Genomic DNA, 21,152 nt, shown 5'->3' with positions numbered 1-21,152 from the left:
TAGTTTTCTTGGCGATATTGCCGAAACGACTGCCACAAGCAAGGCGGCTAGTTTCATTCGCTACTCTCTTTTTTTCCGACGCGCCCCCGCAGCGAGGCCAAAGAACCCAAGGATGGTACCAAGCAACCCTAAGGCACCGGTCTTGCTTGAGGTTGATTCAGATGTTTGCGGTAACGTGGTCTTTGATTTTGGTTTCGACCGCTCAGTTTTCTGAATCGTTTTTCCCTGCAATGTTGCCTTTACACCAGTTGTGTTTGATGCTTGATAGTCTGGGTTGCCCGTCTGATACGTTAGGGACAACGGTTGACCGTTACGAGACGTACCTGTTTTGGCATCGGGGGTCTTTTGCCGTTGCGTCTTCTTATTGGTCCCTTGCTTCACATTGCCTGAGGTCTGTTCGCCTGGCTTTTTATTGGTTGGCTTGTTATTGATTGGCTTTTTGTCTGATGCCGTCTGACTGCCAGCGTTTGTGGTTGGGCTTTTTGTTCCAGTCGAGCTGCCGGTCGTGCCAAGACCATCAGTTGCTGACCCATTCCCGCCACTGATTCCAGTATTGTTACCCGTTGTTGGCAGCTGTGTCACCGCGCCTTCTACTGAGATATTTTCGCGAGCAACGACACTCGAGTTGTTGCTCGTATGTGTCAAAACGATGCCATCTTCGGTACTATCTACAGCTGTCCGGTAAGTGGCATCCGACTTATGCCATTGAATCGCTTTCGTAATCGGTGCCTCACCATCAGCAGGCGTCTCTGTAAAGATAATGTTCCCGCTTTTATCGATTACGAGGTGGGTCTTGTCACCATCCGCCCACGTCTTATCAATGGTGGTCACTTTGCCTTCGCCATCAACGACAACGTTAGTTATACTACCATCGGCAGCGGTGACCGTCGGCTTCGTGTATGTGATTGTTCCAGCTGAACTGCCTGGTGCTGTCGTGACTATTTCGCCAACAATACCGGTTGCCTGACTGGCCTCAGAATCATGTGTCAGTGCAAACCCCATTGGTTGTTGGCTGACCACCGTTGTATTGCCAACGGATACGCTATTTTGACTGCCGTCATTCGTCAGTGTCACCGGTGTAAGTGAGACTTGCCCAGACGGCGTCTCGGTCACAGTCAGGTCACCACTGGTTTGGTCAATAGAAATCTGCGTCTGATCACCATCAGGCCAAGTCTTAGTCACATCAGTAATGTCCCCATTTTGATCCAACGTAAACACTGTCTTGCCGCCATCTCGATCAATGGTGTAGGGCTGATTATAACGAATAAGCTGGACGATATCTGCGGAGTCGGCGGTCACGTCGGTAACCGCATCAGCCTGCGCCGGTGTGGCGTAATAACCTGCAACTGTTGGATTGGTTACCGTATTGAAGGTAACGCTCTGCCCATTGTCTTTCGTTGTCCAGTCTGCAGAATCGTCAGCCAGTGCCGTAAGTCCCTTAATGTTAATTGCTTTGTTCGTAGCATAATCATAATCAAATGATTCGGCCTGGAATGTTACACTATCGGTCTTTACAGCAGGTGCAGCCACACCAGTAACTGTCTCGTAGGCAATTGTCCGCGTCACGGTTTGGCGCACATCATTCAGGTTAGTCATTGCAGATGGGATATTGTCCCCACTTCGATCTGGCAGAATCGTTCCAATATTGTGCACGACATGAATGACTGCATTATCTTTATCGTCAGCTGTCAGTACACCGCTGTAAATTGCCTGCCCATTTTTAATCTGAATATCCGGGTTTGTTTGCGCTGAATTGTCTGCAAACAGATATCCTGATAAGCCCGTGGGCAGTGCAATTGTATTGCCGTCAGGTGTCTCACCAGTAACGCCATTCAACGTTACCGTGTCAGATAATTCTTGGCCAGTCGTATCATCAAAGAAATAAACCGTCGCACTCGCCGGATCTGCCTGATAGGTCACCAGGACCGACCAATTTTGAGTGTCACTTTTCACCGTGACAGTTTGCGTGGTACCAGACGTGCCATCAGTATCCTTTTTAACCGAATAGCCGCTAATTGTCGGGTCATCAACGTTTTCAAAGACTATCCCACCAGCTGGTTCCCACTCACCAAACTGACTTGCAATGCCGGTTACAGCATCATACGTAAACGACCGTGTGAACGTGGCTGAATCAGTGTGAGTCGTTGCCGCTGGCGTACCATTTGGTAATACATAGGCAATTGTCCGCGTCACTGTTTTTTGGACCTCACTCTGGTTGATCAATCCCGTTGGTAAGGTCGTCAAATCACCATTCGGATCAACCGTGTAGGTGTTGTGAATCAGATGAACCACAGCGTTGCCGCTGTCTTCGCCACTGAAAACACCCTTGTACGTGAATGTCGTATTTGAACTTTTCGTTATATGCGAATCCGATTGCCCCTCGGCCACTAAGTAGCCAGCCGGAATAACAAAATCAGTGATTGTCGTTTGTGTCCCTGTCGTCCCGGTGGCAATGGAATCAAAGTTCCCAGCCAGTGCGATTTTACTGGTGTCATCGTAATAAGTGACCGTTAACGGCGTGTTCTGATTGGCATTATAGCGCACCGTGATGACATTGTTGTCTGCCTCAGCAGTTACGCTGCTGCCGGCAATCGTGCTTTGAGCGGCATCATTTAGCGTATAGCCTGGAAGAACTGGACTTGTCACTGACGTGAAGCTGCTATCGGCGCCGGAAATTGCTGCCCATTCACCCGTGGCGGCTGCCAGGTGCGTGACCAAATCATACGTAAATGAGCGGAAAAACGTGACGCTTTGAGTATCGGCCGGAGCTAAAACGGTACTGGTACCAGAATCATTTAAGGCATAGTTGATCGTTTGCGTAACAGTTCTTTTGACATCGTTTGTGTTAATCAAGTCCGCCGGTAAGGCATTAACTGCCAGTGGATCGACGGATATTGTTTGGTGAACTAAATGAACGACCGCGTCATCAAGCTTGCTGGTACTGAAGGTCCCCGTGTAACGCACAACACCGGCTTGAACCGTGACGTTTGAATTTGGCTGAAAAGCGGCCAGAGTATACCCACTTGGAATTGAAATAATTGAGGATCCTTTGGTGCCCATATCACCGGTCGTGGTCGTTTCGTTCGTCAATTGCGTACCGGTCGTATCATCATAGAAAGTGATTGTCGCCGTTTGTGTTGTCGCATCATAGATAACGGCAATTGTTTCGATATATTGCGCGTCACCGAACGAATCAGCCTGGATCGTCTGCAATGAGGCAACTGGCGAGTTCGCCGCAAGGACATAGCCATTAATTGTCGGCGGTGTCACAGCATCAAGAGTTGCCGTTGCTGAACCATTTGAATCAACCCAATCACCATAATCAAAAGCCTCGTTTGTGACTTCATCATACGTAAACGAACGGGTAAAAGTGACCGTATCGGAATGCGGTGCTGCGGCTTCAGTACCATCGGGCAACGTATAGGTGATAACTCTAGTGAACGTTTTTTCAACGTCATCTTTGTTGACTAACCCTATCGGAAGCGTCTGATTGGCCTCGAAAGATTCAGTTTTATGAACAAGATACACAATGGCATCATCACTGTTATCCGGACTGAAGGTGCCGGAGTATGCGCCATCCGCCTCAATATTATTGTCGAGGTGCGTTGTATCCAGTTGGTAACCTGCAGGCACGTTTATTGTGTCTGCTTGTCCAACCTGCGCCGTTTGCCCTTCGAGAATTTGGTTTTGGTCAGTTGGCAGGAACACATCATCCGTATCGTCATAAAAACGGATCGTAGCTGAAACCGTATCTGCAACATAATCAACACTGATTGTTTGATGAGCCGATGCCACCGTTGTCGGGTCACTCACCGTTACTGTGTTAATCATTGTCTGGTTGGCATCCGCAAGCGAATATCCTGAAACACTAGGACTACCAACTGAATCAAAGCCCGTTGCATTGTCGACTTCCCGCCAGGTACCCAGGTTACTTGCAGTATTGGTTACATAGTCGTAAGTGAAATCACGAAGATAGGACAGCGTTTGGGTCACCGTTGGCGCTGCTGAAAGACCACTCGGCAATGTATAAGTTATCGTTCTCGTAATCGTCCGTTCAACGTCAGTTAAATTCGTAATACCAGTCGGAATATCAGTGTTGCTTTTCGGGGTAAACTGTTGTGTGAAATGAATTAAGTGGACCACGGCGTCATCACTGCCATTCGGGCTCAGTGTACCTGAGTATACGACCCCGCCACCAGCCAGCGGGCTAATATTTGGACCCGTTTGCTTAGTCGACAACGTGTATCCAGCCGGAATCGTAATTGACGCGTCAGTTGCGGTCTCACCCGTCTTACCCGACTTTTCAATATTGTAACTGTCGGCCAAAGTCTTTCCTTCAGTATCATCGTAGAAGCTGACAGTTGCTGTTTGAGAATCAGCCTGGTAGGACACCTCATAATTGAGATTATCAGTACCCGCAGTTACCGAAATGGCTGGAATCTGATTCAACGCAGTATCTGAATTAGTCAGATTCGTAATTGTTGGCGTATATCCCGTTAATGTTGGCACGGTAACCGCAGAAAATTCAGCGTTACCAATCGCAAACCAACTGCCAATATCACTAATATCACTGGCCAGTTTTGTGATTGGATCGTATGTGAACGACGGTGCGATAAACGTGATTGAATCGACTTGCGTCTCAGGCGTAGTCACTGTGTTGGGGGTAGTGTAAGTGATCGTTCTGGTCACTGTTTTTTCGACAGTCTCTGGATTTGCTAAATCCGTTGGCAAATCATTAAGACTTGTCACCTGAATCTGTTGATCATCGTGGACAAGATAGACGACTAAATCATCCGAACCATCAGCTGCCATAGTGCCCGTGTATGTTGCAGTCGTTCCATCCGCAGAAACGGAAAGTTTTGTGCCGTTTTGACCAGGGACAAGCTTATACCCCGTTGGGATGGTAATGCTTGTATCGTTAGCCCCCTGGTCGGTTGTCCCTACTTTTGTAATGTCAAAATTGTTGGGTAATGCAACCTTTGACGTCTCATCATAGAAACTGATCGTGGCCTTCGTATCCGTATTGCCAAGGTAGTAAACGGTGATATCAACGTCAGGCGTACCAGCAACAACGGTGACTTCACTAACACTTGTTGTTGCTGCGGTATAGCCAGCGATGTTCGGACTATCCACCGCTGTAAAGTTTGCAGTACCCTTGATAGCTGTCCAATCACCAAATTCACTTGCGGTATGCGTCACTAAATCGTAGGTGAAACTGCGTTCAAAAGTGACACTTTGAGTGTTTGAATCGGCCATGGTTTGACCGGATGCATTTTGGTAGTTGATTGTTTGGGTAACCGTTGATTTTACGTCAGCCACATTGGTCAACGCGTCCGGTAAGGTGCCATCCGTCGATGTTGGATCCACAACAACCGATTGATGTGTTAAATGGATCACTGCATCCCCGCCACCATTGGCGAAATAACTCCCCTGATAGGTCACGCTGCCATCAGCCGCAAGTGATACGTAGGAACTAGTTTGCGTTGCTGCATAGTTGTAATCATCCGGAATCTTAATGCCTGCAAGGATGGCGATATTATCCGTTGTCCCGGTAATAGTTGTCTTTGTTGTCAACGCAACATCACTGTCATCGTCAAAGAAACTAATTGTAATCGGAGTGTGGACATCAGCTGTATACGACACATTGACAGTACTATCTGCTGTATCAGCTGTTACTGCAGAATTCCCTGCCACCGTTGCCTGACTTGCATCAGTGAGCGTGTAACCAGCAATGGTTGGACTGATAACATCACCAAATTGGGTAGCGTTCGAGTCCACAAGTACCCAAGCACCGAGGTTGACGGCAGTGTTCGTCACTTCATCAAGATCGTATGACCGTGAAAAAGTCAACGTGTCCGTCCGTGTTGGGGCCGCAGTAGTGCCATTTTGCAACGAATAGGTAATTGTTCGGGTGATCGTGCGAATCACATCAGTGGGATTCGTCAAATTGGTCGGCAGGTCAGTCGTATTTTCCGGTGCCGCTTGCGGAACTGTCATATGCGTCAGATGCAAAACGGCATTATCAGTCTCATCAGCACTCAAGGCACCCGTGTAGGTTGCGACGCCGTTACTGATCAACACATTCGTATTGGCTGAACTGTCCACAATCTGATAACCGGTTGGAATGTTTATCGTATCTGAAGCCGTCTGGTCGATCGTGCCACTAGTGCCCGTGGTGCCAGTGACTGTCAAATTGTCATCTTTTGGTAAATAATTGTCTGTCGTATCATCGTAAAAACTGATTATAGCCGTTGTATCGTTATTCGGCACGTAACTAACATTGATTGTGCCACTGACGCTATCGCCGGTGATTGTTTCACTGCTGATGGTCGCTTGATTCGCATCAGACAACGAATAGCCCGCCACTTCTGGGGAAGTTACTTCATCAAACGTCACCTCACCAGACGTGACAGTCCACTCACCAAACTCACTTGCAGTCTTTGTGACCAGGTCATAGGTGAATGATCGTCGCAGTGTTGCACTATCTGTTTTGGCGGGTGCCATAGTTGTACCATCCGCCAATGTGTAAATAATTGTTCGCGTGACAGTTTTAGAAACGTCATTCGTGTTTTGCAAATCGGTCGGCAACGAATCTGTCACAGCGATTGAAGTCGTGGCGTGGATTAAATGGACTGTCGCATCGTCACTTGTGTTCGTGCTATACGTGCCAACATAGGTCGGGACACCATCGATAACCTTGATATTGCTGTCCGTTTGCGTACCAAGCGCAAAATTTTGCGGAATCACGATCGTGACAGATGCCTGTTCTCCAGTTGTCCCTCTACTTGTAAGAGACGTCTCCTCAGCCAGTGCCTGACCAGTTGTGTCATCAAAGAAGGTGATGGTTGCCGGTGTATCCGTATTAGGCTCGTAGATGACGTCAATTGTTTCATTTTTAGCGTCGGCATCCGACCCAATTGTTTCTTCTGAAATAATACTCTGATTTGAATCTTGCAAATGGTACCCAGCACCCAACGGACTATAGACTGCAAGAAAATCAGCGGTACCGGAAATCACTTGCCAGTCACCTGTCGCAGTGGCCGTTTTGGTAACTTCGTCATAGGTAAATGCTCTCGCGTACGTCACGGTATCTGTGTGCGTTGCGCCGGCTGCCACACCGTTTGAAAACGTATAGGTAATCGTTCTTGTGGTTGTTTTTTCAACATCCGTTACATTCATCAACCCGGCTGGAATTGCGTCACCTTGAGTTGGGTCGTAATTGACAGTCGCATGGTTCAGATAGATAACGGCATCATCACTGTTATCTGCACTTAATTTACCAGTGTATGTGACGACCCCATCATCCAACGTAACGTTATTAGAAAGCGTGTCGGCATCAAGGACATAACCTGTTGGAATGGTAATGACATTGTTGGTGGCAACCTGTTGCCCCGTGGTTCCCGATAACACAACATTATTACCGCTAGCTAGCGGTGCCTTAGATGTGGCGTCATAAAAGCTGACCGTTGCTGTTGTATCCGTGTTTGGTGTGTAGGTCACTGTTTGATTCGTACTATCCGAATCGGCAGTGATTCCAGCTGCCGAAATCTGTAGTACATCAGCGGTGTACCCGGGCATCGTTGGTGTTGGGAATGCGCTTAAATCAACTGAGGTGTCATCAGTACCCAATACTTTAAACGCTGAAATATTTGACGCCAGATTAGTGACGTAGTCGTAGGTAAACGAAGCGACAAACGTTACTGTATCCGTTTTTGCAGCTGGCGCCTGACTGCCATCTGTTGTTACATAGTCAATCGTTCGAGTCACTGTTTTTTCAACCGCGCTGAGATTTTGAATTGCACTTGGAATATCTTGCACCGTAGTCGGATCAATGTCAGCTGTTTGATGAACCAGATGGACAACTGCATCATCTGCAGAGCCGGCACTGACAACGCCAGAGTAATAAGCCACCCCATTGTTTGCACTGATCTTCGAGTCAGATTGTATACTTGCTAAGATATAATTTACTGGCAATGTGACTGCCTCATGGTCCAATGTGGTTGCCGTTGTCCCATACAATGAAAAATCATTGGCACTAGGCAGTGCTAAATTATCTGTATCATCGAAAAAGGTGATATTGACGGCCGTGTCCGTATTCGGTGTATAGGTAACTGCAATCGTAGCCGATGCTGTGTCAGCTGTGACCGTTGTCGCAGCAATTTGCGTTTCGTTTGCAGTATAGCCAGCAACATCGGGCGTAGTAATTTGTTTAAAATAGGCATGGCCATCGACGACTTCCCAATCTCCAAAGGAAACAGCCGTGTCCGTAATGTCATCATAGGTAAACGAACGTGCATAGGTGACAGCATCGGTATGGGTCGCCGCTGCTAAACTGCCATCTGCTAGCGTATACGTGATCGTCCGCGTTATCGTTTTTTCGACATCTGATTTATTAGTGATATCAGCTGGAATATCTGCATCACTTTTCGGTGTGTCATAGGCCGTAGTTGCATGTTTTAAATGAACGATCCCGTTATCGGAATCTCCCGTACTGATCAATGTCCCCGTGTAGTATGCCACATTATCAACAACATCAATATTGTTGCCTTGGGTATCGGCCAAGACGTAACCATCAGGAATCGCCAAGGCAACAGTCTGTGCCGGCCCATCGTCATAGCCCGTGACCGTCTGCGTTAAGCTGCTTAACAACAGGCTATTGCCAGCCGCATCTTTAGTATCATCGTCAACGTAAGTCACCTGTGCGCTCGCTTTAGCAAAGTAGGTGACGTTAATTGAGGCATAAGACAAGAAATTCGTTTCGGCATACTGGCCAATAGTTGATGCAGTTCCAAAATCAAGCAGATTACCAGCGCCGCCAATGATTTGAGTCAAATAATCGGGTGTGACACCCGACATCTCATACTCATAAGTTTGCGTGCCATTAAGATCCGTCACAACCATATCGATAGTTTTTGCGTTTTTATCAACCGTGAACGTTGCTTTACCATTGCCAGATTTGTTGTGTTCATTACCGGCGTAGGTGATTGTGGCAGAGCTCAATTGCGAAGTTGAATACCCGTCAACACTGACATTGATCGTTGATATCCCATCAACGTCAGAAGCCGGGTTTAAAGTAACAATCTGATCAGCTCTTAGCTGATTGCCATTAGTGTCCGTCACACTGACTGTCACCTGTTCAGTGTAGTGGGCAACCTTGATTTGTAGCGTTTGGGTTTTCCCAGGCTGATATTGAATTGTCGTTGCCTGGTCGTCTGCGAGTTTGTATAGGCCGCCCGTATCCCACGCCATCGAAGGCGTGTAGGTCGCAGTCGAGGTATCGCTTGCTAAACCCGTCAACGTTTTAGTTGCTTGAGACAAAACGATATTGTTCTCGTCTTCATCGACATATTGAATCGTCGTAGTCGCAGTGGCTGCAGTGCCCGTAACCGCAGTGATATTGTAATTCGGATTGGCAGTATTGATTGCCGTAATTCCATCATCCGTAAGTGTGACTGTCATGACGTTATTGGCATTGGATACTGTGTAGTCATCTGCTGATAGCGTAATAGCCGTTGGCAGAACGGCATTGGCTGTTAAAGTTGAGGCATCGCTCACCGTATAAGAAAGGGACACGGTTGGGACACCTGAGGTCGAAACAGCCGTGATGACTGGTGTTACTGTTGCTGCCCGTTTGGTAATCGTGTAAGTCGCTTTTACATAACTAAAATCCGGTTTGGGGTTGATAGCGTCTGACAATTCATCTATGAATTTAAGATTAATATAGTCGAGGCCAATGTCATTTCCCCTGGCCAAAGCCCGTGTATATGTGCCCACGGCGGCATCTCCTGTAGTACCCGTAAAATCACCAAGCTGAAAAAATGGCATAGGTAACGTATAATTCGACATTACTGTCTTCTCTGTCTCATTAGGATTATAATAACGCATTTTTGTTACCAAACTATTTAGATCATCCGTCACTGGATCACCATCATATACTTTTGATACTGGTGTAATCGTCATCTGAAACTGAATATAAAGATTCCCAGTGTTCGCGCCACTCGCAAACGAAACCTGATAGGCATTATTTGTTGTCGTTGCCAGCGAACTGTTCAACGCAGCAACGCCTGCAGCAGTTAACGCATAACTGTAACCGCCCGCATTCGTACCATCATCGGTAACTGTAAAATAGTTGCTAAAATTATCATCGGATGCCATCTTAGTCAAATCGCTAATAAAAGCAGCCTTTTCAGTTGCTCTGTCATCCGCAAAATAAGTCGAGATTGCAGTATTGTTCCAGTTCAACCAAGAATAAGAGCCATTCGTACCCGTGGCATCGGAATAATTTTCAATATCCATTTTCAAGAAATCAGCAGCACTCATAGTCGGTGTATAGTTCGCCAGAATTGCCTGATTCAGTGTCATCGCAACGGTTTGAGTCACCGTAGAATCGCTTACCGTTTCCGCCTGAACTGCAGTGATCTGTATCTTTTTAAGGTCGCTGCCGGCTAAAATCGTTTTCGCCTGTGTCAGCGTATCCGCAGAAATGCCCGCCGGCAGTGAAAACGAAATAGTGCCATCAGCCAATGTTTGCGCGCTAGTTCCAGTTGGGAGTTCCGCTAAAATACTAGCGACTTGCCCGGCTTCGCTATCTGAATTGGTCCGCAAAGTCCCAGTAGTTTCATCGGAAACTGAACCAGAGGCTGCCAAAATAGTTGCGTTCGAACTGGTGTCATCAGTTTCCGTGCTCTCGGCCTGTTCGTTTTCGTTTTGTGCACTTTTGTTTTCTGTACTTTCGTTTTCTGTACTTTTGTTTTCTGTACTTTCGTTTTCTGTACTTTCGTTTTCTGTACTTTCAGAACCGGGATTATCGGTGTCTGTTTTTAGCAACGTTGTTTCGCCGTTGTTTTGTGTATCGGTTGAGGGTGTTGTCGAACCATTTTTCTCAACCGCACTAGATGCCGGTGTGTCTGTGGGCGCATTAGTTTGTGACTCAGAAGAGGATCCGGTCACTTCATTGCCGCTCAAAGTTGAATCATTACTGTTAGTGTTAGTTTTCGTCTCGTTTGTTACCGGAGAAGCCACAGTACCATTGTCGGTAGTGCTATCTTCATCGCTGCTATCAGATGCATCGGTCGTACCGGTGCTATCTGCAGTCGCACTTGCCGTATCAGAGCTTGCCGCTGTTGCTTCGGCAAGCGTCACTGACTTTTGATCCTGTAAAGCCTCACTGGTCGACGTCGCACTTGTATCGGCGCCTGAATTCGAGGTCGTTGCTGCCGCATAAATGGTCGTGTTGCTTATTAAAACCCCGACGCCAAATGTAAAAATCGAAATGCCAACGTATGCCCAGTGCTTTCCTGCCTTGTACATTTTGTAGTGTGTTCGCCGTTGTCCTTCATCACGGATGAGCTTTGTCCGCGATTTTTCCTTTAATTTTGTCGTCATATTGCCTAGTCCCCCAATTTAAATAATAACTGGTTGACATTGGCAGTTATCAAGGCTATTAACTACCCAATATCAGAAACCCCAGTTCTAATCCTTTATCATTACCTACTTTAATTAATAACCTATAGTTACTTATAATAATAAATCGCTCTAATTAACTAAAACATCAATTAGAGCTTCTGAGACCATTATAAAGCCCTTTCATTAAACTTCCAACACATATACCTTAAATATGTTGGGCACGCTGTGAACATTAAAACTAAGGCTGGTTAAACTAAGATTCAATAACAAAAACCCTCGAAAACTAGAAATAAATGCTGCCTTTTGATGCAAGCCATTGGACGCCCCCCCTTATGAATAAGTAAGTAATCATTGTGAGAGGACAAAAAAAGGTCGGTGCAATAACACTGATCTTTCAATATGCTTGTTCTTGTGTCTGGTTCCGTTTGGACTGATTCAAAAATGCGTTTTTTTTATCCAAAAAACAGCTCAGCCAAACTGAATTTCGCACCTTAATTAATAGCTACACGCGCTAGCAGCTACTGGTTTCTAGTCAACAACCACCGTGTCAGCTGCTCAATATTCTGTCTAACCGGCTGATCCGGCAATTGGCCAATCAGTTTCAGTGCGCGGTTTGTGTAATCCGCTGCTCGATCCTTTGCCAACTCAACGCCGTGGTTTTCAATCACCAGTCGCTGCACCTCACGGACGTCATCATCGGTCATGTCCTGCTTCTTCGCTAACAGTGCCTTGAAAGCCTTCGGTGCCTGTTGCAGTGCCAAAATCAGCGGCAGTGAGTAAACGCCCGATTTCAGGTCCTCCAAAACCGGTTTTTTGGTCCGCGTTGAGTCACCATCGTAGTCCAAAATATCGTCAATAATCTGATACGCCTGACCAATCGTGAGCCCAATCTGGCCACTCAGATCAACGACCTCCTGTGACGCACCAGCCAACGTTGTCCCCTGGTGACAACTGAGTTTAAACAACTCGGCGGTCTTGCCCTTGATTTCGTTGAAGTATTCTTCCTCCGACACGTCTAACCGATAGTTGAGGTTCATTTGATCCAGCTCACCAGTTAAAATGGCTTGCATGCTGTCAATCTGCAACTGCAAAACATCGTGGTTCGATGAAGCCTTCAACACTTCATTAAAATAGACCGTAAATAAATAATCGCCCGCGTAAATCGCATTACGCTGGCCGTAATCCGTTTGAATCGTAGCAACACCGCGTCGCAATGGTGAACGGTCGATCACGTCATCGTGAATCAGCGTGGCCACGTGTAACAGCTCCAGTGCTGCGGCCCCGGCGCGCAATTGCGTTTCATCCCGATGATCACCAAACTCGCTAAATAAATAGAAGAATCCCGGCCGCAGCAGCTTACCCCCAGCTGACAGCAGTTGGGTAATTTTCACGTGAATGCGCTGATTCGGCAGCTTGATTGCTTTTAATAGGTACGGTTGTAATTGTGTTAATTCTTTTTGCACCTGTGGATACTGGCGCCAAAGTTTGTGGACCATGGTGCACCCCTTTTACTCTCGCAAAACGCACTGTGCGGCCGGTCCCTCTCACAAGACCGTCCGCCGCAGTCATTTTGACTCCTAGTTTTTTTGAACCAACACAGTTGTGCTGATGAAGCCTTTCCTAAACAATATGTACTGAAGACTCTACCAATCAGTATACCGTAATCTGACTCGTTTTTGGCCGCGAAAGGTCGAAATTATCACAACTAATTTTGCACAATCATTTCTGCAACAAAAAAACAGGTGACTGCCGTTCAAGCTGTCCCTGCTGTTAATGTTAATGTTCAAGATTTGCGTGGTAAGTCCGTTGCATTCTGCAAATTAGCACGACGCTGCAGTGGCTCGCGAATGAGCTAACTCGGTTTCTGCTGCGCAGCTCTCGAGTGGATCTCCTTCATCGCGAGCCACTATAACGGAGTGCCAAAGCGCGCAATGCAACGACCAGCCCCAGCAAATACCCGAAGCAAATGTGCTAGCCGTATTTCACAAAACCAGTATGTCACTGAAAAGCTTCAATCTCTTCAAGCAAATTAGCATTGTGGTTCAACCGAGCGAAGGCCCGGGCATCGTTAAGGTCTTCTTGAATTTCTTCAGCATCGGCGTGTTCCGCCTGAGCGTTTTTAGCTTTCAGAAAGCTGATCCGAGCGACATAGTACGTTACCCGTTTTTCAGAGCAAACGTTGTAGCCGTATGTCAACAAGCTATCACTGGTGGTGTAGTCGGCGATGCGGTTGTAATATTCGGCGGTGTAGTAAATCATGTTGAGCGCCCGCCAGATGGCTTTGTTGTTGTTGAGAAGCAGTTTTTGCAGGTCGTTAAACACCTTTTGGAAGTAAAATTCAGCCTTCTCGTTTTCATTGTTGTGGCTGTAGGCGACGCCGCTGCCAGTATACGCAAGTTGCGAATAAATGGTGCGGTGTTCGTTATCGAGGTCGTTGAGGATCATGTTGAAGTAATAGAGGGAATCGGAAATCGGCTGGTCCGTCAGCGCGGTCAGGTAGCCCTTGATAAAGTAGTACTGCATCTTCCCATCGTCTGAAAGATGGTCAAACGATACCCCGTCCAAATCGGCCATGGCACTGTCGTATTCACTTGTGATCAGTTTGAATTCCGCAACGTCAAGGATGTGATGAACTTCCAATTCAGCCGACTGATTGATAGGAAACACATCGTCCAGTTTTAAACCCAGTCGCGCGCAAAGTTGAACAAGGATCCGCACAGCTGGTGCGCGACCAGATGATTCAAATTTGCTTAGTGTGGCTTGGGTACAGATGCCCTCGCATAATTCGGCCTGGGACATGCCTAAGGCTTTCCGGGCATCAATAAATCGATCAACATTCATTTTAGTCACCATTCCATTTTTATTTTTTTAGTGTTGTTTGAGATATAAATTCGTCATGAATAGTCGTTTTTTAACCACCTATATTTTACCAAATCATGGCGGTTCAAGGCTAGTAGGGAGAACTACGCACCGACTATTCCAACAGCTGACATCTTTTATTCGTTGGATAACGAGGAATTGAGAGTGATGAGACTATTGCCACCAGAGTCAATATTTCATATCACAATTGTTTATATGATTCAGCAATATTAGAAATAAAAAACTATGCCAATTAAATATCTATGGTTAACATACCGCACTTTTAAGTCATTGAAAAGGTTATTATACCGGTTGTTAAATATATTCCATTCCACTATATTTAGGGCAATTCCCTAGTGTCAAAAATGGGCGAAATGGAATATAATAGATATTAATTATTTGAATACTAATCATATTTTAATTGATAGACGTTAATTACTGGAGGTATATACGATGGAAGCACTGTCCGAATTAAAGAACCGTGGCAAATACATCATCATCCAGGTGTTGGGCGACAAGAAGCTTGTACGCCACTTGGCTGAAATGGGCATGATTGCGGGTAAGGCCGTGACCGTGGTGTCCGTGTCAGCTGAATCATCCGGCTTGGTGATCTTTTTTCAGGGGCAGCGACTCGCCATCAGTGCTGACATTGCGTCACGAATCGTGGTGCGCGGTGTGAATGAATCCGATCCCGCCAAACTAAAATTATTAGCTGATTTAACCGTTGGCGACTCCGGTATCGTCCGTAAAATGGTGGGTGATCGCGCATTACGTCGCCGGCTCATGGACATGGGGCTGACGAACAACACCATGGTCAAGATCAACCAAATCGCACCGCTTGGCGACCCGATTGAACTAGTCGTCCGCGGTTACAAGCTCAGCATGCGTAAACAGGATGCGAGCTACGTCTTATTAGAGGAGGTGTAACGATGGAAATGGATATGCAGATGGATACCGATATGACCATGACTGATTTGGCTCTCATCGGTAACCCCAACAGCGGAAAGACCACGCTATTTAACATTCTAACGGGAACCAATCAGCACGTCGGTAACTGGCCCGGGGTCACGATCGACCGGAAAAGCGGCAAACTTAAGCACGATGACAGCTATAACGTTCAAGACCTACCTGGCATCTACTCTCTGTCTCCTTATAGTTCCGAAGAAATCATCACGCGAAACTACCTGTTGCAGTCGCACCCCGACCAAGTCATTGACGTGGTCGATGCGACCAATTTGGAACGGAACCTCTACCTGACCCTGCAAGTCATGGAAACCGGCACCCCACTAATCATCAGTTTGAACATGATGGACCTCCTGAAAAAGCAGGGCAATCGTTCCATCAATTTAAAGAAACTATCCTATATGCTGGGCGTTCCCGTCGTCAGCATCAGTGCCTTACGAAAACAACATATCGACAAATTGATCAACCAGGTGAAAACGGCTAAGGACCACCCCATTAACTATACTTATCCAAAGTACGATTCGCGCCTTGAATCCGCCATCGACATGATCACCGCTCAGATCAAGGACCTGGTGCCTGAACCGCAGCAACGGTGGTTTGCCATCAAGCTATTTGAACGCGATGAAGACATCAACAATGCCATTGACCTGAACGATGCCCAGAAACAAGAGATCAACGGGATCATTCAAGACACTGAGAAAATCTTCGACGACCTCAGTGACAGTATCGTGGTCAACGCCCGGTACGACTTCATTGCGCGGGTCATCAACATGTGCGTGGTCGACAGCAACGACTTTACGGAATCCATGAGCGACAAAGTGGACAAAGTGGTCACAAATCGTTTTCTGGCATTACCGATCTTCGTTTTGGTCATGTGGGTAGTCTACTACCTCTCGATTCAAACGGTCGGCACCATCGGCAGCGACTGGATGAACGACGTCCTGTTTGGTAAATGGATTCCAAACGCCGCCACGTCCGCCCTCACCTATTTACATATCGCCCCCTGGCTCAAAAGTCTCGTGGTCGACGGGATTATCAACGGGATCGGCTCTGTGCTCGGCTTCCTGCCGCAAATCATGATGTTGTTCCTGTGTTTGGGCATCCTTGAAGACTGCGGCTACATGGCTCGAATCGCGTTCGTCATGGACCGCATCTTCCACCGTTTCAACCTGTCCGGCAAGTCCTTCATTCCGATGCTGATTGCCACCGGCTGCGGCGTGCCCGGCATCATGGCAACCCGAACGATTGAAAGCGAAAAGGACCGCCGAATGACCATCATGCTTACCACGTTCATGCCCTGTTCGGCAAAACTGACGGTGATTGCCCTGGTCAGCGGCACCTTCTTCCCAAACAACACCTGGGTCGCCCCCTCCGCTTACTTTATTGGTATCTTGGCGGTTGTCGGCTCCGGCGTATTCCTGAAGAAAACGAAATTATTCAAGGGTGCACCAGCCCCATTTGTTATGGAACTGCCCGCCTACCATTTTCCGAAGTTCAGCAATCTGGTACAAAGCGTTTGGCTGCGAGCAAAGGCCTTCATCATCAAGGCTGGGACCATCATCTTCCTGTCCTGTGTTGCTATCTGGTTCCTGTCCAGCTTCAACTGGCGCCTGCAAATGGTTGACCAGAACCACAGCATCTTGCGGACGCTTGGTTCCCTGATTGCACCAGTCTTTGCGCCACTTGGGTTTGGCGACTGGCACGCTACCGTTGCCGTTCTTGCTGGTTTGATTGCCAAGGAAAACTGCGTCGGTACCTTACACATCACATTTGGCGCCGGCAGCAGCAGTGCCGCCTTCTCGTCCATTCTGCGCGGGTATTACACCCCGATGGCCGGATACGCCTTCCTTGCGTTTAACCTGCTCTGTGCCCCATGTTTTGCCTCTATTGGGACAATGTACAAGGAATTTGGCGACACCGGTTGGACCTGGCGCGCTGTTGGTTATCAAACCATAGTGGCCTACATGGTCGCCGTTGTTATTTATCAAAGTTCATTGGTCTTCACGCACACGATTGCCCCGGTCGGATTGATCATCGGCATCATTGCCCTGGCACTCATGATCTACGGCGTCTTTATCAAACGTGAAAGCGGTCAATTCCAACTGACACTGAATTAATTTAATTGTCATCCCTGCTTAAGAAAGGTCGTTCCTGCCTATGTCAACAATCATCTTGGCTGCCATCATTCTTGGCGGCGTCGTTTACATCACGTATTTGCGTTTCTTCAAGAAGAACCACTCCGGCGGCTGTCACGACTGCGAAGTGGTTGGTTGTCCACTCGTTGACCAAGCGAAAATGATGCAGCGGAATAATACTAAAAAAGCTGAATAACTGAGTTGTCCCCTTGCTGTCTTTGTGAGGGGATTTTTATTTTGCCCTGGATTTCTGTCGCGTTCCCGTGAAGCTGGTATTGATGGGTATGCGTTGCTTTGGACTTCCATGGCGTTCCGTGAAGCTGGTGCGGGGTAGGTGTGGGTCGCTCCGGAGCTATTGAATTTCTTTTCAGAAATTCAAGGATCTCCTCCGTCTCCCATGGTTGTAAGCGAGGAAAAGACCCTCGCTAACAACCATCGACACACCAACCCCGCACCAGCTTCACTCCACACCACTCACATTGGACGACTCTAATTCATCTGCTAAATATCAAATCAGTATTAGCCCTGGTTTGCAGATTATCCGCCCTCGACTGCGTTTACTCCGAAATCCTGGTAGCCCTGTCGTTTTGATGTTGTGTGTATCTTCTTGAACATTTCCATGGCAGACCGTGCTCATAGTCGCCTTTCGCGGTCGCCTATTGCAGGGCGCTAAACGCCGCATGGAATTGTCTAGAGCTGATTCCTTAGTCGTAGATTATCCCAATGCTAATCCAGTGCGTGTCGTCTTGGGAAGACAAATCAAAGTCAAACGCTGCTAATCGACGAAATGACAATGATGACATTGCACGCTTCAACTACCGTTTGAACCCGTCACAAAGTACGTAGCCAATTGTATTTGGCCAAAAAGCAAAAGCACCAAGGTGACGTGCTATTTCATGGAATTTGCCAATCTGCCTAAATGTATAAATTAAAATTTAATTAGAAAATGTATTGAATTCTCTAATAATGAATGTTATATTGAATCTATTCAATTTATGAGGAGGCTACATCATGACAAGTACATCAACATCCATCACGCTTAACCCATCTGTAGTCTCAAACTTACAAGTCTTATTAGTCTAATGCAGGACTCTGACAATTTGTCGAGCCCTATTTACGTTAGAGAATGGGGCCTAACCAACACCCCATTTAATGGAGTGTTTTTTTTATGATTTGAATTGAAAATAAACAAAGGAGATCGTTGGTTTAAGTCACATCACACACATAGCACTAACTATTAATAAAAGAAGGCCTACATATGGAATCAAATATGAATATTTCTCTACAAAGTCGAATTGACCGAACCCATGAATCCCCACTGTTTTACAAGGTCTTCGGATTAGTCGCAGGCGGTATGTTTCTTGACGCCATGGACGTTTACCTTGCAAGTGCCGTCGCCAGTACAACACTAAAAGCCGGCTGGTCGACGCTAGCCCAAAATTCTTATTTTCTCTCAAGTGGTTTCCTTGGTCTGTTCATTGGATCGCTCATTGCTGGATTTATCGGTGATATTAAAGGCCGACGCGTGGCTTACCAAATTAATTTACTGCTCTTTGGCGGGTTTACTTTTCTCGCAGCGTTTGCGCCAAACATGACCATTTTGATTGTCTGCCGGATGATGGCCAGCATCGGTTTGGGTTCCGAAATCGTGACTGGTTATTCCATGGTCAACGAATTTGCCCCAATTCATCGACGCGGCAAGTGGTGTGCCATCGTGTCGCTGGTTGCCAACGCTGGTGCCCCAATCACGATGCTGCTCTGCTACGTAATCATCCCTCGTTTTGGCTGGCGGGTAATGTTTGCCGGCATTGGCATCGTTGCCGCTATCCTTTGGTACATGCGCCGCAACATTCCCGAATCACCACGCTGGTTGATGGCCCATCATCGCGAAGATGAAGCTGAAACAATCGTCCAGCAACTTGAAGTAAACGGCAGTGACGATTTTTCAAATCCAACTACTGAAAAAAAGGAACGTGTCCATCATCGGTTGGGCATCAGTCTCTTCGTGGCAATCGTTGCCGTCTCCGCAACAATCATTTGCCAATACACCTTTACCTCCTGGGTCCCGACTTTGCTCGTTAAACGCGGCATCAACGTTTCCGGTTCATTGGGGCTGTCCACACTAATGGAATTGGGTGCCCCTACTGGTTGTGCAATTGGTGCCTATCTCGTTGATCGAATCGGTCGGAAGAAAACAATTGTCCCCGCATTCATTTTTACCGCAATTTTTGGCATTTTCTACGCTCGTCAGGACACAATGGCTGGCGTGGTCGCAGTTGGTTTTATTTTGACCGCCTGCTTCTACGTTTTGATGGCCAGTGTGGTTGCTGTCTACGTTGCCGAACTGTTCCCAACCGTCTTCCGGTTCCGCGGTGCAGGTATCGCAAATGGGATTGCTAAGCTGTTTACAGTTGCTATGCCAATCGTTGTCGCCTGGATGCTTAAAGTGTCCGGCACAAATATGATTTTTTGGACCATCAGTGCCATTGCCTTGTTCGCCGGCATCGTAGTTTGGATTTTTGGCGATGAGACGAACCAGAAAGATGTTGGTTAAGCATCTTTTCTATCACGCACACTTCACACACAAAACAAAAACCAAGTACCTCGCAAAATGACTTGTGGGTACTTGGTTTTTGTTTGAGCTTGCGGAGGTGCTACTTGAGCTGGCTTTGAGAGATGTGCGTTGCTCTGAACTCCAGTAGTGTTCCGCGAAGCTAGTGTTGATTGGTATTTCTCCCAGACTTCCGTGGTGTTTCCGTGAAGCTGGTATTGATGGGTATTTGCCCCAGACTTCCGTGGTGTTCCGTGAAGCTGGTGCGGGGTAGGTGTGGGTCGCTCCGGAGCTATTGAATTTCTTTTCAGAAATTCAAGGATCTCCTCCGTCTCCCATGGTTGTAAGCGAGGAAAAGACCCTCGCTAACAACCATCGACACACCAACCCCGCACCAGCTTCACTCCACACCACTCACATTGCATGCCTCAATTTCATCGGCTAAATATCGAATTAGCATTAGCCCCGGTTTGCAGATTATCCGCCCTCGACTGCGTTATCTCTGCCACTGTGGTAACCAACCCTCGAACATGTAACTGCGCAGCATCTTCTGGGATATTTTTAATACTGTTAATTTTCGTGATATGCATTTGTCGGAAAATGTTTCAACGCCGCAACAACGCACAAGGTTCAAACCTAGCAAATGTAGTCATTTAGTGTTTCATCACGTCAAGCGTCACCTCTGTTGTGGCTCTATTGCAGTCAAGGGCGGATAATCTTCAAACGAGTTTTGACTGGTATTCGATACTTAACCTAATTGAAGAAGCAGGCGGACAGTCAGTGGAATGGAGCGATTTGGTACGGAGTTATGGTGTCTATGTCACTAAATGGCCGTCTTCGGGCCATTTAGTGACATGTGAGACGATGGAGATCCATTCGAGTGGCGCACAGCGACAATCGAATTAGCTTCGTCGCGAGCCACTATAGCGGAGTGCCAAATCGTGCAATGTAACGGCCAGCCTCAGCAAACACCTGAGACAAATGTACGAAAGCAAACTCGTATTGGCCGTTGATCAGTGGCAATACAAAACATCCATCACGCCCCGACAGCCAAACAAAAAAGCTTAATGTCATTCGGTAATAAGCAGTCAAGGGCGGATAATCTTCGAACTAGTTTTAACAGGCCTTCAATACTTAACCTAATTGAAGAGGCAGGCGGACAGTCAGTGGAATGGAGCGATTTGGCACGGAGTTATGGTGTCGATGTCACTAAATGGCCGTCTTTGGGCCATTTAGTG

Annotated in this window: 8 protein-coding genes; 5 read left to right on the top strand and 3 right to left on the bottom strand. The window is 47.1% G+C overall.

What is annotated here, in order from left to right:
- Positions 1 to 60: 60 nt before the first annotated feature.
- From FC82_RS15270 to FC82_RS15260, 3 genes are all read right to left on the bottom strand, one after another.
- Positions 61 to 11,385 (bottom strand): mucin-binding protein, encoded by an 11,325-nt coding sequence (locus tag FC82_RS15270; RefSeq protein ID WP_056997427.1) that lies wholly within the window; start codon positions 11,383 to 11,385, stop codon positions 61 to 63.
- 539 nt (positions 11,386 to 11,924) lie between these two features.
- Positions 11,925 to 12,902, bottom strand: a complete 978-nt coding sequence (locus FC82_RS15265) for a polyprenyl synthetase family protein (RefSeq protein ID WP_056997426.1) — start codon at positions 12,900 to 12,902, stop codon at positions 11,925 to 11,927.
- A 502-nt stretch (positions 12,903 to 13,404) separates the two neighbouring features.
- On the bottom strand, positions 13,405 to 14,247 hold the full coding sequence (locus FC82_RS15260) for a helix-turn-helix domain-containing protein (protein WP_235809258.1): 843 nt from the start codon (positions 14,245 to 14,247) through the stop codon (positions 13,405 to 13,407).
- Between the two features lie 471 nt (positions 14,248 to 14,718).
- Here FC82_RS15260 and FC82_RS15255 point away from each other — a divergent pair, with 471 nt between their 5' ends.
- The 5 genes from FC82_RS15255 to FC82_RS17255 all read left to right on the top strand — a co-directional run.
- Positions 14,719 to 15,192, top strand: coding sequence for a FeoA family protein (locus FC82_RS15255; protein WP_056997425.1), 474 nt, complete (start codon positions 14,719 to 14,721; stop codon positions 15,190 to 15,192).
- A 32-nt stretch (positions 15,193 to 15,224) separates the two neighbouring features.
- Positions 15,225 to 17,345, top strand: a complete 2,121-nt coding sequence (feoB, locus tag FC82_RS15250) for a ferrous iron transport protein B (RefSeq protein WP_056997437.1) — start codon at positions 15,225 to 15,227, stop codon at positions 17,343 to 17,345.
- A 40-nt stretch (positions 17,346 to 17,385) separates the two neighbouring features.
- On the top strand, positions 17,386 to 17,559 hold the full coding sequence (locus tag FC82_RS16820; protein ID WP_153021039.1) for a FeoB-associated Cys-rich membrane protein: 174 nt from the start codon (positions 17,386 to 17,388) through the stop codon (positions 17,557 to 17,559).
- A 1,062-nt stretch (positions 17,560 to 18,621) separates the two neighbouring features.
- Positions 18,622 to 19,917, top strand: a complete 1,296-nt coding sequence (locus FC82_RS15245; RefSeq protein WP_153021028.1) for an MFS transporter — start codon at positions 18,622 to 18,624, stop codon at positions 19,915 to 19,917.
- Positions 19,918 to 20,930: 1,013 nt separating this feature from the next.
- On the top strand, positions 20,931 to 21,152 hold a 222-nt coding region (locus FC82_RS17255; RefSeq protein WP_235809257.1), incomplete at its 3' end, for a hypothetical protein.

The organism is Secundilactobacillus collinoides DSM 20515 = JCM 1123, assembly GCF_001435975.1.
GTDB classification, from domain to species: domain Bacteria; phylum Bacillota; class Bacilli; order Lactobacillales; family Lactobacillaceae; genus Secundilactobacillus; species Secundilactobacillus collinoides.
Note: the sequence above shows the minus strand (reverse complement) of the source record. Positions and strands in the feature narration are given on the sequence as shown.

Excerpts from the sequence above, each read along its gene's own strand:
- FC82_RS15260 (WP_235809258.1), bottom strand. The coding sequence starts at position 14,247 with ATGAATGTTGATCGATTTATTGATGCCCGGAAAGCCTTAGGCATGTCC.
- FC82_RS15270 (WP_056997427.1), bottom strand. The coding sequence starts at position 11,385 with ATGACGACAAAATTAAAGGAAAAATCGCGGACAAAGCTCATCCGTGAT.
- feoB (WP_056997437.1), top strand. The coding sequence starts at position 15,225 with ATGACCATGACTGATTTGGCTCTCATCGGTAACCCCAACAGCGGAAAG.
- FC82_RS15255 (WP_056997425.1), top strand. The coding sequence starts at position 14,719 with ATGGAAGCACTGTCCGAATTAAAGAACCGTGGCAAATACATCATCATC.
- FC82_RS16820 (WP_153021039.1), top strand. The coding sequence starts at position 17,386 with ATGTCAACAATCATCTTGGCTGCCATCATTCTTGGCGGCGTCGTTTAC.
- FC82_RS15265 (WP_056997426.1), bottom strand. The coding sequence starts at position 12,902 with ATGGTCCACAAACTTTGGCGCCAGTATCCACAGGTGCAAAAAGAATTA.
- FC82_RS15245 (WP_153021028.1), top strand. The coding sequence starts at position 18,622 with ATGGAATCAAATATGAATATTTCTCTACAAAGTCGAATTGACCGAACC.